Source organism: Micromonospora yongxingensis (assembly GCF_052601155.1).
This window is the reverse complement of sequence record NZ_JBQXEO010000016.1, coordinates 107,263-119,014: the sequence shown is the minus strand read 5'-3', so window position 1 is coordinate 119,014 and position 11,752 is coordinate 107,263. Positions and strand designations below refer to the sequence as shown.

The following is an 11,752-nucleotide window of genomic DNA, read 5'->3' as shown; positions in this document are numbered from 1 at the left end:
CGGTGACGAAGACGGATGAGCAGGAGTCGCGGACGGAGACGACCTGGCAGACCCTGCGTCGGGGTCTGGCGCTCTCGCCGGAGCTGCGGATCGGCCTGGCCGGCACGCTGGGTCTGGCGCTGGTCTACATGGTCGGCCGGGTGGCCGTGCCGGTCGCCGTGCAGCAGGGCATCGACCGCGGCATCGTCGGTGGCCTGAACCTCGACGTGGTCTGGTCGGTCGTGGTGATCACCGCGGCGATCCTCGCGGTCACCACGCTCTGCGGCTACCTGATGATGCGCCGGTTGTTCACGGTCAGCGAGACGGCGCTGGCGAACGTGCGGACCCGGGCGTTCCGGCACGTGCACGACCTGTCGATGCTGCACCAGCAGTCGGAGCGTCGTGGCTCGCTGGTGTCCCGGGTGACCAGCGACGTCGACCAGATCACCCAGTTTCTCCAGTGGGGCGGGGTGATCCTGCTCGTCAACCTCGGCCAGCTGGTGGTCACCACGGCCGTGATGCTCGCGTACTCCTGGCAGTTGACCCTGGTGGTGCTGGCGGCGTTCCTGCCGGCGGTGTTCATCATCCGGCAACTGCAACGCCGCCTCGGCGCGGCGTACGCGACGGTGCGTCAGCGCACCGGCACGCTGCTCGGCGCGATCGGCGAGAGTGTGGTGGGCGCCCCGGTGATCCGGGCGTACGGCATCGCGGGCCGCACCGCCCGGCGGCTGGACGACGCCATCGACAGTCAGCGCGTGGCGCAGCAGCGGGCGATCCGGATCAGCATCGTGGGCAGCTCGGTGGGTGAGCTGGCCGCGGGGGTGGCGTTGGCCGGTGTGGTGGTGCTGGGGGTGACGCTGGGGGTGGACGGCACCCTGTCGATCGGCCAGCTGACCGCGTTCCTCTTCCTGGTGACGCTCTTCATCCAGCCGGTGCAGATCGCCACCGAGGTGCTCAACGAGGCGCAGAACGCGATCGCGGGCTGGCGTCGGGTGCTGGACGTGCTGGACGTCGCCCCGGACGTGGCGGACCCGGGGGAGCAGGGTCGGGACCTGCCGGGCGGGCCGTTGGACATCCGGTTCTCCGGGGTGCGGTTCGCCTATCCGGGTGGGCCGCCGGTGCTGCAGGACATCGACCTGGAGATCCCGGCGAAGAGCCGGGTGGCGGTGGTCGGCGAGACCGGCAGCGGCAAGACCACCTTCGCGAAGCTGTTGACCCGGCTGATGGATCCGTCGGCGGGTGCGGTGCTGCTGTCCGGGGTCCCGCTGTCGGAGGTCCGGTTCGACTCGCTGCGCTCGCGGGTGGTGATGGTGCCGCAGGACGGGTTCCTGTTCGACGCGACGGTGGGGGACAACGTCCGGTTCGCCCGGCCGGAGCTGACCGACGAGCAGCTCACCGCCGCCTTCACCGAGCTGGGTCTGGCGGACTGGCTGGACGGCCTGCCGGCCGGCCTGGACACGCCGGTCGGCGAACGCGGGGAGGCGCTGAGCGTGGGGGAGCGGCAGTTGGTGGCGCTGGCCCGTGCGTACGTGGCCGATCCGGACCTGCTGGTGTTGGACGAGGCGACCAGTGCGGTCGACCCGGCGACCGAGGTGCGGTTGCAGCGCACCCTGGACGCGGTGACCCGGGGTCGGACGACCCTGGCGATCGCGCACCGGCTCTCCACCGCCCAGGCCGCGGACGAGGTGATCGTGGTGGACAAGGGACGGATCGTGCAGCGCGGCCCGCACGACGAGCTGGTCCGCGACCCCGATTCGATCTACGGGCTGCTGTACGCCTCCTGGCTGGAGCAGACCCGGTAACGAACCGGTGTTCACCAGCGTCGGAACGGCTGGACGCCGCCGGCCGGGTGCTCTACGCTCCGGGTTAGGTAAGCCTAACCTCTGAAGGAGGTCGCACCATGCGGCCCAGCCCCGCCGAGATCGTTCGTACCCTCGTCGCCGGCCGGCTGCCCGGTCTCGTCCATCTGGCCCACCGGCCGGGCCCGCACCACGCCCGGCACGTGACCGATCCGGACGGCCGGGTGCTGCTGCTCGTGCCGGTGGCCAGCCACCTGGCCGCCGCGCTGCGGCCGGTCCCCGGGGGTGCCGACGTCGCGGTGGTGCTCGACGTACTCGACCTGCCGCCCGCAGCCGGCGCCCCGGGTCTGGGTCGGGCCTGGGTCTCCGGCTGGGCCGCCGAGCTGCGGGGTGCCGAGGCCCGCAGCGCGGCGGTCGACTTCGCCGCGGTGGACCCGACCGGCGACCTGCTCGACCTGGGCGTCCGCTTCCGGCTGTTCCGCTTCGAGGTGGTCGAGGTCCGCTGGGAGCACGCCGGCGTCGTGCGGCGCATCGACCCCGGGGAGTACGCCGAGGCGGAGCCGGACCCGGTGCACCCGGTCGAGGCGCGGCTGCTGGCCGACCTCGCCGAGCGTGACGCCGCGCAGGTGACCGAGTATCTGCGCCGGCAGCTCGGGCTGACCGAGCAGACGCCCGACGGGCCGCCCCGGGTGGTCCGCATCGACCGCTACGGGCTGGTGGTCGTCCTCGGCCGTCCCGGCTCGCGCCGTCGGGTCCGGCTGGCCTTCCCGTGCCCCGTGGCCGATCCCGACGAGCTGAGCGGACTGCTGCCGGCGCTGCGCCGGCCGGCCGGTGCCCGTCCGCCCCGCTGACCGCCGGCACGCCCGCCCACCGGCTGCCGCCTGGGTCGGCCCCGCCCTAGGTCGGCAGCGGCCCGGTCAGGTACCGCTGCACGGTCGGGCCGATGGCCACGACCAGTGTCTCGGGGTCGGCCGACGCCACCGGCTCCAACCGGATCACGTGCCGCATCATGGCCAACCCGATCAGCTGGGTGGCGACCAGTGAACCGCGCAGCGGCAGCTCGGCCAGGTCGACGTCGAGCTGGTCGAGCACCCGACGCAGCACCTGTGTGGTGATGAACTCGCGCAGCAGCCGGGCCGTCCACTCGTTGCTCACGGCCGAGCGCATCAGCGCGATCCCGGCGGTGCCGGCCGGGGAGTCCCAGATGCCGAGGAAGGTGCGGACCAGCCGCTCGCCGATGCCGTCCTGCCCGCCCGCGAGCACCTTGGGCACCACCTCTCCCGGGTCGACCGGGAAGTTCATCGCGGCCAGGAAGAGCTGGTCCTTGCTGCCGAAGTAGTGGTGCACCAGCGCCGGATCCACGCCGGCGGTGCCGGCGATGGCGCGGATCGAGGCGGCGTCGAAGCCACGCTCCGCGAACGCCGCGCGCGCCGCGTCGAGGATCGCCTCCCGGGTGTCCGGGTTGCCGGGTCGCCGGCCGGTCCGCCGCGCCATCGCCGCCCTTCGTCTCGCCTGCCGGTCAGCCGCTGCGCCGGCGCAGGGTGGCCGCCGCGAGCACCAGCGCCAGAACCACCGCGCCGAGCACGACCACCACGTCCCGCCACATCCTGCCGGTCGGCTCGGCGTTGGCGCCCACCTCCTGCAACGCCTCGATGGCGTACGACAGGGGGAAGGCGTCGCTCAGCGCCTGGAGCCAGCCGGCCATCTGGTCGCGGGCCACGAACAGCCCGCAGAGCAGCAGTTGGGGGACCACCACGACCGGCAGGAACTGTACTGCCTGGAACTCGGTGCGGGCGAAGGCACTGCAGAACAGCCCGAGGGCGACACCCAGCACGGCGTCGATCACCGCGATTCCGATCACCAGCCCACTGCTGCCGGCCGTGTCCAGATCGAAGATCCAGTACGCCACTCCGGCGGCGACCGCGGCCTGCACGGCGGCGGCGAGCCCGAACGCGATGCCGTAGCCGAAGAGCAGGTCGAGCTTGCCCAGCGGGGTGGTGAGCAGCCGCTCCAGGGTGCCGGAGGTGCGCTCGCGGAGCATGGCGATGCTGGTCACCAGAAACATGATCACAAAGGGGAAGATGCCGAGCATCACCAACGCGATCCGGTCGAACGCCGATGGTTGGCCGGGCGGGGTCGGCTGGTCGGCGTACATGAAGTAGACCAGGGTGAGCAGGGCGGACGGCACCACGACGAGCAGTGCGATGGTGCGCCGGTCGTGCCGGAGCTGACGCAGGATGCGGCCGGTGGTGGCCGCCAGGATCCGCGGGTTCATGACATTCCTCCAGTTCCCGGTGCCGCCTGGGCGTCTTCGGAGCTCGCCGCGCTGGCCCGGATCAGCCGCAGGAACGCCTCGTCGAGGTCGTCCACCCCGGCGGCGGCGCGGACCGCGGCCGGGCTGTCGTCGGCGATCAGCCGGCCCTCCCGGATCAGCAGGAGCCGGTCGCAGCGGGCCGCCTCGTCCATCACGTGGCTGGACACCAGCAGGGTGGTGCCGGCGGCGGCCATCGCGTGGAACCGGGCCCACAGGTCGGCCCGCAGCACCGGGTCCTGGCCGACGGTCGGCTCGTCGAGGATGACCAGCTCCGGTTCGCCGACCAGGGCGCAGGCCAGCGAGGCGCGGCTGCGCTGGCCGCCGGAGAGGGTGCCGACCAGTTGGCCGGCGGCCCGGCTCAGCCCGACGTCGCTGATCGCCTGGTCGGCCTCGGCACGCCCCCGCCCGTGCAGGGCCGCGAAGTACCGGGCGTTCTCCCGCACCGTCAGGTCGGCGTAGACGCTCGGTGCCTGGGTGAGGTAGCCGACCTGGCGCCGCAGCGCGGGTGAGCCGGCCGGCTGGCCCAGGACGGTGACCGTCCCGCTGGTGACGACCTGGACCCCGACCACCGCCCGCATGAACGTCGTCTTGCCGCTGCCGCTGGGACCCAGCAGCCCTGTGACGGCGCCGCGCGGGACGGCGCAGCTGATGCCGTCGAGCACCCGTCGCCCGCCCCGGTCGACGACCAGGTCGCGGACCGCTATCGCGTCGCCCATCGCGCACCTCCCACGAAACTCATCATCTGTTGAACTCAACGCTAGATGAGATACCGGTGTCTGCGCAATGGTTGACTTCGAGGGCACTCGAACTGGAAGCCTGGACGACGTGGACGTCAGCACCAGAGAGATCACCCTCACGGTCGGTGAGGCCGCCGAACGGGTCGGCCTGACCACCTACACGCTGCGCTGGTACGAGCAGGAGGGACTGGTCGCACCGGTCGGGCGGGACTCCGCCGGGCGTCGCCGCTACACCGCCGGCGACGTCGAGTGGTTGTTCCTGCTCACCCGGCTGCGCCGCACCGGGATGCCCGTGCGCGACATGCGCCGCTACGCCGAGTTGGCCCGGCAGGGCGAGCGCACCCTCGGTGCCCGGCGGGCGCTGTTCGAGGCGCACCGTGCCCGCGTGCTGGCCCGGATGGCCGAGCTGGAGGAGGACCTCACCGTGCTCAACCACAAGATCGACGCCTACCGCCGGGCCGAACTGAAGAACGGGCAGTAGCCTTCGGACCGGACACCAGGTCCGGCAACGGGCATTGCGCCCCGATGGGACGTACGGCACGATGACGCCGTGGGTCACCCTCCGTTACCGGACAGCGGGTTCCTCGAGGACTGGGCCGCGCGGTTGCGGCAGGCCGCCGAGCGGCCGGTCGTCGGCATCCTGCTGCGCGGCAGTCACGCCCGGCGGGCCGCCACCGCCCACAGCGACGTCGACCTAGACGTGCTGGTCGGCGGCGCCCCGTACGTCGCCCGACGGGCGTACCTCGCCGAGACCGCCGGCCGGCTCACCCACGTCTCGGTCGCCGCCCGGGACGTCCGCTCGTGGGTGCACCGGCTCGGCGAGCCGGCCGACTGGGCGTTCGGGCTGCCGGTCGCCGCGCCGGCGCGCCTGCTCTGGGCCGACCCGCACTGGCGGCCCCGCATCGACCTGCCGGTGCTCTGCCAGCCCGCCGAACCGCCCCGGCTGGAGGAGCTGATCGCCACGCTGGGTAAGGCCGCCGCCGCCCGGGCCGCCGGCGACCGCCTCGGCGTCCGGCTCGCGGTGGCCGACCTGGCCCGCCTCTGCCCCTCGGTGCTGCGCCCGGCCAACCCGTCGGTGCGGGTGTCCTCCCGCCGCGCCGCCTTCGCCGCGGCGCTGGAACTGCCGGTCGCCCCGCCCGGCTACCGGGAGGACATGCTGCTCTGCCTCGGGCTGCGCCCGGCCGCCACCGGGCAGCTCTGGGCCGCCGCCGTGCGGCTGGTCGCCGGCACGCTGCCGTTGGTCCGCCCGTACGCCGAGGAGATCGCCGAGGCGGCCGGTACCGACCTCGCCGACGCCCTGGTCGACGGGCGACTCGACCGCTACGTGGCCCAACTGGCCCGGCCCGCCGCCCGCCCGCCGCGGCCCCGTCGGGAGCCGTCGGCGGTGCCCGCGCCGCGTGCCGGACAATGGGTCACTGTGCCCGTACCTGACGCGCCGGTGACCGGCGTCCCCAGCGAACCGACCGGCCCGGCCGCGCCCGTGCCGGCCCGCCCGTCCCAGCTCGACCCGGCCATCGCGGCCCAGCTGCGCCGCACCGCCGACGGGCTGGTCGCCGCCGTCGTCCGTGCGCACGACTCCGGCGAGGTGCTGATGGTCGCCTGGATGGACGACGAGGCGCTGCACCGCACCCTGACCACCGGCCGGGCCACCTACTGGTCGCGCAGCCGTCGCGAGTACTGGGTCAAGGGCGCCACCTCCGGGCACCACCAGTACGTCCGCTCGGTCGCGTTGGACTGCGACGGGGACGCGCTGCTGGTGAGCGTGGACCAGGTCGGCGCCGCCTGCCACACCGGTCACCGGACCTGCTTCTTCACCGAGCTGCCGGTCAGCGGTCCGGAGGCACGGTGAGTGCGCGCAGTGCGGCGCGGCCAAGCCCCGCAGTCGCGAACGAGAGGCGAGCCCAGCCATGACCGACGGCGCCGTGAACCCCGACCTCGCCACCTTCACCGAGCTGGCCGCGCACTGGCGGGTCGTGCCGGTCACCCGGCGGCTCCTGGCCGACGCCGAGACCCCGGTCGGGGTCTACCGCAAGCTCGCCGGTGGGCCCGGCACGTTCCTGCTGGAGTCCGCCGAGCAGGGCGTCGGGTCGGCCGGCATGGCCTGGTCGCGGTACTCGTTCATCGGGGTACGCAGCAGCGCCACCCTCGTCGAGCGCGACGGCGTGGCGACCTGGCTCGGCCAGCCGCCGGCCGGACTGCCCACCGACGGCGACCCGGTGCGGGTGCTGCGGGAGACCGTCGCGGCCCTGGCCGGCCCGGTCGGCGACCCGTCCAGCGGGTTGCCGCCGCTCACCGGTGGCATGGTCGGCTACCTCGGCTACGACCTGGTCCGCCGCTTCGAACGGCTGCCCGAGCTGACCGACGACGACCTCGGCGTGCCCGAGCTGGGCATGATGCTCGCCACCGACCTGGTGGTGCTCGACCACTACGACGGCTCGGCGATCCTGGTCGCCAACGCGGTGCTGCCGCCGCTGGACGACGCCCCGGACCGCGCCGCGCAGGTCGCCGCCGCGTACCACCACGCCGTGGGCCGGCTGGACGCGATGACCACGGCACTGTCCCGGCCCATCCCGCCGATGATCTCCACCGTCGAACGCCCACCGGCCGGTGAGGTGCTCTGCCGTACGCCCGACGGCGGCTACCCGAAGGCGGTGGAGGCGGCCAAGGAGGCGATCCGGGCCGGCGAGTGCTTCCAGATCGTGCTCTCCCAGCGGTTCGAGCGGCCCACCCACGCCGATCCGCTGGACGTCTACCGGGTGCTGCGCACCAGCAATCCCAGCCCCTACATGTACCTGCTGCGGTTCGACGGGTTCGACATCGTCGGCTCGTCCCCCGAGGCGCACCTGAAGGTCACCACCGGCGCGGACGGGGAACGCCGGGCGTTGCTGCACCCGATCGCGGGCACCCGGCCGCGGGGCGACACCGCGGCCGCCGACGCCGGGCTCGCCGCCGAGCTGCTCGCCGACCCGAAGGAGCGGGCCGAGCACGTGATGCTGGTCGACCTGGGCCGCAACGACCTGGGCCGGGTCTGCCGGCCCGGCAGCGTGGAGGTCCCCGAGTTCGCCACCATCGAGCGGTACAGCCACGTCATGCACATCGTCTCCACCGTGACCGGCACCCTGCGTGACGACCGCAGCGCCTTCGACGCCCTCGCCGCGACCTTCCCGGCCGGCACGCTCTCCGGCGCGCCCAAGGTGCGGGCCATGGAGATCATCGAGGAGTTGGAGCCGGTTCGTCGTGGCCTCTACGGCGGCACCGTCGGCTACTTCGGCTTCGGCGGTGACCTGGACATGGCGATCGCCATCCGGACCGCGCTGATCCGCGACGGCCGCGCCTACGTGCAGGCCGGCGCGGGGGTGGTCGCCGACTCGGACCCGGCCGCCGAGGACCAGGAGACCCGCAACAAGGCAGCCGCCGTACTGGCCGCGATCGCGGCCGCCGAGACGTTGCGGCCGGCCCGATGAGCGACGCGACGCAACCCCACGACGGGTCACCGGCGGGGCGGCGTCAGTTGACGTACGCCGTGCTGCTCTGCCTGGCCGGCGCCGGCCTGGCGCTCTGGGCGGCGACCCGGAGCTGGTCGGTGGAGTTGACCGTGCGGCCCGCGCCGCTGCCACCGGTGCGCGACGCCCGCAGCGGCGCGGCCCTGCTGCCCTGGTTGCCGGCGCTGGCCCTGGTCACGCTGGCCGGCGGTGGCGCGGTGCTGGCCACGCGGGGACGGTCGCGGCGACTGCTCGGTGTGCTGCTCGGCGCGCTCGGCCTGGCCGTGGCGGCCGGCGGCGGGTACGGGCTGGTCGCCGACCTCGACGGGGTGGTGAGCCGGCAGTGGCCGGCGCTCTGCCTGCTCGGCGGCCTGCTGGTCGCGGTGGGCGGCGGGTGGACCGCGCTACGCGGTGGCGGCTGGCCGGCGATGGGTGCCCGGTACGAGCGGCCGGCACCGACCGTCACGCAGAGTGCGCAGGAACCGCCCGGTCCGGCCGGCCCCATGGCCGGGCGACGCACCACCGAGGCGTGGGACGCGCTGGACCGGGGCGAGGACCCGACCGCCCGCTGAGTGCCTGGCCGCCGGTGGGCCCGGTGGCTCAACCGACCGGCTGGCGCTCCCGCTGTTGGCGGCGGGCGGCGGCGGCACGGGCGGCGGCCAGTTCGGCCACCAGGCGGTCCAGTTCGGCGCGCCGGTCGGCGCGGGCCCGGTCGGCGCAGACCGCCTCCCAGGCGTTGCCACGTGCGGTGCGCATCCGTCCCTCGCCCACCACGGCCCGCTCCAGCGTGTGCACCACGCCGACGGCGAGCGACGCGACGGTCCGCGAGATGGTGGTCAGCCCGATGCTCGGGTTCGGCTCGGCAATGCTCATTGGTTCACCCCGCACGAGGAGTTGGCGACGGTCGGGCAGGCGCGCCATCGAGTCTGCCCGAGGACGATGCTGGCCGGCTGAGGTTTCGCCGGGGTGACCGCCCGGTCAACTGTCCCGCCTCGGCTCCGGCCGGACACCGGCCGTTCGGCCTTGAGCTTGCTCACAGAATCGACCCACATCACTGTCGTCCTGCGTCGATCCCGGACCGGTGGCATGATCGGTGGGTCGGCTCGGCTCGACCGGGCCCGCCCGGCTCTCGTCGGACGGCGGCGGCCGACACCGGAGGTGGCGCTGCGTGACATCCCGTTCACGGCAAGTCGGCCATTATGCCGCAGCCCTTTTCGTGAGCAGCGCCATACCCCCGGCTCCCGGCGTCGGCCGGCTGCCCCTAGCATCGGCCCATGACACCCGGAGAGGGGAGTCCGCTGGTGACTGCTGAGCATGCGCACGCGGAGGGGGACGAGGCCGGGCAGGCCGCGTCCGTAAGCGTGCTCGACGAGATCCTGGCCGGCGTACGTGAGGACGTCGCCCGACGCCAGGAACAGGTTCCGCTGGAGCGGATCCGTGAGCTGGCCGCGGCTGCGCCGCCGCCGCTGGACGCGTACGCGGCACTGCGTAAGCCCGGCGTGGCCGTGATCGCCGAGGTGAAGCGCTCCTCGCCGTCCAAGGGCCGGCTGGCCGAGATCGCCGATCCGGCAGACCTCGCCGTCGACTACGCGGCCGGCGGTGCGCGGGCGATCAGCGTGCTGACCGAGGGGCGCTGGTTCGGTGGCTCACTGGACGACCTGGCGGCCGTCCGGGCCGCGGTGACCGTGCCGGTGCTGCGCAAGGACTTCGTGGTCTCCAGCTACCAGGTGCACGAGGCGCGTGCCCACGGCGCCGACCTGGTGCTGCTGATCGTCGCCGCCCTGGAACAGAACGTGCTGATGGGTCTGCTGGAGCGCATCGAGTCGCTGGGCATGACCGCGCTCGTCGAGGTGCACGACGAGGAGGAAGCCGACCGGGCACTGGAGGCCGGCGCGCAGGTGATCGGGGTCAACGCCCGTGACCTGCGTACCCTGGAGGTCGACCGGTCGGTGTTCGAGCGGATCGCGCCCGGCCTGCCCAGCAGCGTCGTGAAGATCGCCGAATCCGGCGTACGCGGCCCGCACGACCTGATCCGGTACGCCTCCGCGGGTGCGGACGCGGTCCTCGTCGGCGAGGGCCTGGTCACCCAGAAGAGCCCCCGCGAGGCGGTCGCCGAGCTGGTCAACGCCGGTAACCACCCGGCAACGCCCCGGCCGGTGCGCTGATCCCGCGCCGGTGACGCCACACCGAGAGGATTTCCGATGAGCGCCGACGCGCTGGCCCCGGTGGCCGGCACGCAGCCCGACTCCGCCGGCCACTTCGGCCGCTTCGGCGGTCGGTTCGTGCCCGAGGCCCTGGTGGCCGCGTTGGACGAGCTCGACGGGGCGTGGCGTACGGCGATCGCGGACGAGTCCTTCCGGGCCGAGTTCGGGGCGCTGCTGCGCGACTACGCCGGCACGCCGTCGCTGCTCTACGAGGCCCGGCGGTTCTCGGCGAAGGTCGGCGCGCGGGTGCTGCTCAAGCGGGAGGACCTCAACCACACCGGTGCGCACAAGGTGCGCAACGTGCTCGGCCAGGCGCTGCTCACCAAGCGGATGGGCAAGACCCGGGTGATCGCGGAGACCGGTGCCGGTCAGCACGGCGTGGCCACCGCGACCGCCGCCGCCCTGTTCGACCTGGAGTGCGTGGTCTACATGGGCCAGGTCGACACCGAGCGGCAGGCGCTCAACGTGGCCCGGATGCGGATGCTCGGCGCCACCGTCGTTCCGGTCACCACCGGCTCGCGCACCCTCAAGGACGCGATGAACGAGGCGATGCGCGACTGGGTGGCCAACGTCGACGAGACGCACTACCTGATCGGTACGGCCGCCGGGCCCCACCCGTTCCCGGCGATGGTCCGTGACTTCGTCCGTGGCATCGGCGACGAGGCCCGCCAGCAGTGCCTCGACCTGACCGGCGGGCTGCCGGACGCGGTCACCGCCTGCGTGGGTGGCGGCTCCAACGCGTTGGGCATCTTCCACGCCTTCGTCGGCGACGCGGACGTGCGGCTGTACGGCTTCGAGGCCGGCGGCGACGGCGTGGGCACCGGCCGGCACGCCGCCAGCATCACCGGCGGGTCGTCGGGCGTGCTGCACGGCACGCGCACCTACGTGTTGCAGGACGCCGACGGGCAGACGCTGGAGTCGCACTCCATCTCCGCCGGCCTGGACTACCCGGGCGTCGGGCCCGAGCACGCGTGGCTGCACGACACCGGCCGGGCCACCTACCTGCCGGTCACCGACGACGAGGCGATGGCCGCGTTCGAGCTGCTCTGCCGCACCGAGGGGATCATCCCGGCGATCGAGAGCGCCCACGCGCTCGCCGGCACCGTCGCGCTGGCCCCGAAGCTCGCCGCCGAGCTGGGCCGGGAGCCCACCATCGTGGTCAACCTGTCCGGACGGGGCGACAAGGACGTGCACACCGCCGGCGACTACTTCGGCATCCTCGACAAGGAGCGGTGAG

The 11,752-nt window shown here is 73.8% G+C and carries 12 protein-coding genes and 1 pseudogene; 9 read left to right on the top strand and 4 right to left on the bottom strand.

All coding sequences use genetic code 11. The features are described 5' to 3' along the window. Positions 1 to 2 precede the first annotated feature (2 nt). Together ACTWLT_RS20115 and ACTWLT_RS20110 are read left to right on the top strand one after the other, a co-directional pair. Complete coding sequence (locus ACTWLT_RS20115) at positions 3 to 1,781, top strand: ABC transporter ATP-binding protein (RefSeq protein ID WP_445319747.1); 1,779 nt, start codon at positions 3 to 5, stop codon at positions 1,779 to 1,781. A gap of 98 nt (positions 1,782 to 1,879) precedes the next feature. Further along, a complete protein-coding gene (locus tag ACTWLT_RS20110) occupies positions 1,880 to 2,629 on the top strand; it encodes a DUF2470 domain-containing protein (RefSeq protein ID WP_445319718.1) in 750 nt (249 codons plus the stop codon). A 46-nt stretch (positions 2,630 to 2,675) separates the two neighbouring features. Here ACTWLT_RS20110 and ACTWLT_RS20105 read toward each other — a convergent pair whose 3' ends face one another. The 3 genes from ACTWLT_RS20105 to ACTWLT_RS20095 are packed head-to-tail and all read right to left on the bottom strand — an operon-like array spanning position 2,676 to position 4,808. After that, positions 2,676 to 3,272 carry a TetR/AcrR family transcriptional regulator gene (locus ACTWLT_RS20105; RefSeq protein ID WP_252418429.1) on the bottom strand — a complete coding sequence of 199 codons (597 nt, stop codon included), beginning with the start codon at positions 3,270 to 3,272 and terminating at the stop codon, positions 2,676 to 2,678. Between the two features lie 25 nt (positions 3,273 to 3,297). Then, on the bottom strand, positions 3,298 to 4,053 hold the full coding sequence (locus ACTWLT_RS20100) for an ABC transporter permease (RefSeq protein ID WP_445319717.1): 756 nt from the start codon (positions 4,051 to 4,053) through the stop codon (positions 3,298 to 3,300). Further along, positions 4,050 to 4,808: an ABC transporter ATP-binding protein gene (locus ACTWLT_RS20095; RefSeq protein WP_445319716.1), complete on the bottom strand. Its 759-nt coding sequence runs from the start codon at positions 4,806 to 4,808 to the stop codon at positions 4,050 to 4,052. The genes ACTWLT_RS20100 and ACTWLT_RS20095 overlap by 4 nt, the downstream gene beginning before the upstream one ends. 67 nt (positions 4,809 to 4,875) lie before the next feature. On the opposite strand from ACTWLT_RS20095, the gene ACTWLT_RS20090 reads away from it, so the two are divergent. The 5 genes and pseudogenes from ACTWLT_RS20090 (at position 4,876) to ACTWLT_RS20070 (ending at position 8,883) form a co-directional block, all read left to right on the top strand. Continuing rightward, the gene (locus tag ACTWLT_RS20090; protein WP_445319715.1) at positions 4,876 to 5,310 is read left to right on the top strand and encodes a MerR family transcriptional regulator; all 435 of its coding nucleotides are present in this window, start codon (positions 4,876 to 4,878) and stop codon (positions 5,308 to 5,310) included. Between the two features lie 69 nt (positions 5,311 to 5,379). Continuing rightward, positions 5,380 to 6,060, top strand: a pseudogene (locus ACTWLT_RS20085) (nucleotidyltransferase domain-containing protein); the annotation flags it as partial. A 186-nt stretch (positions 6,061 to 6,246) separates the two neighbouring features. Next, complete coding sequence (gene hisI, locus ACTWLT_RS20080) at positions 6,247 to 6,678, top strand: phosphoribosyl-AMP cyclohydrolase (protein ID WP_445319746.1); 432 nt, start codon at positions 6,247 to 6,249, stop codon at positions 6,676 to 6,678. Positions 6,679 to 6,736: 58 nt separating this feature from the next. After that, on the top strand, positions 6,737 to 8,293 hold the full coding sequence (locus ACTWLT_RS20075) for an anthranilate synthase component I (RefSeq protein WP_252418425.1): 1,557 nt from the start codon (positions 6,737 to 6,739) through the stop codon (positions 8,291 to 8,293). Continuing rightward, the gene (locus ACTWLT_RS20070; protein WP_445319714.1) at positions 8,290 to 8,883 is read left to right on the top strand and encodes a Trp biosynthesis-associated membrane protein; all 594 of its coding nucleotides are present in this window, start codon (positions 8,290 to 8,292) and stop codon (positions 8,881 to 8,883) included. Before ACTWLT_RS20075 ends, ACTWLT_RS20070 begins: the two co-directional genes overlap by 4 nt. A gap of 28 nt (positions 8,884 to 8,911) precedes the next feature. Here the strand turns inward: ACTWLT_RS20070 and ACTWLT_RS20065 are convergent, their stop codons facing one another. Beyond that, positions 8,912 to 9,184 (bottom strand): hypothetical protein, encoded by a 273-nt coding sequence (locus ACTWLT_RS20065; RefSeq protein WP_252418423.1) that lies wholly within the window; start codon positions 9,182 to 9,184, stop codon positions 8,912 to 8,914. A gap of 488 nt (positions 9,185 to 9,672) precedes the next feature. On the opposite strand from ACTWLT_RS20065, the gene trpC reads away from it, so the two are divergent. Then, positions 9,673 to 10,476: an indole-3-glycerol phosphate synthase TrpC gene (gene trpC / locus ACTWLT_RS20060; protein ID WP_172862221.1), complete on the top strand. Its 804-nt coding sequence runs from the start codon at positions 9,673 to 9,675 to the stop codon at positions 10,474 to 10,476. A 36-nt stretch (positions 10,477 to 10,512) separates the two neighbouring features. Beyond that, positions 10,513 to 11,751: a tryptophan synthase subunit beta gene (trpB, locus tag ACTWLT_RS20055; protein WP_445319713.1), complete on the top strand. Its 1,239-nt coding sequence runs from the start codon at positions 10,513 to 10,515 to the stop codon at positions 11,749 to 11,751. Position 11,752: the final 1 nt, after the last annotated feature.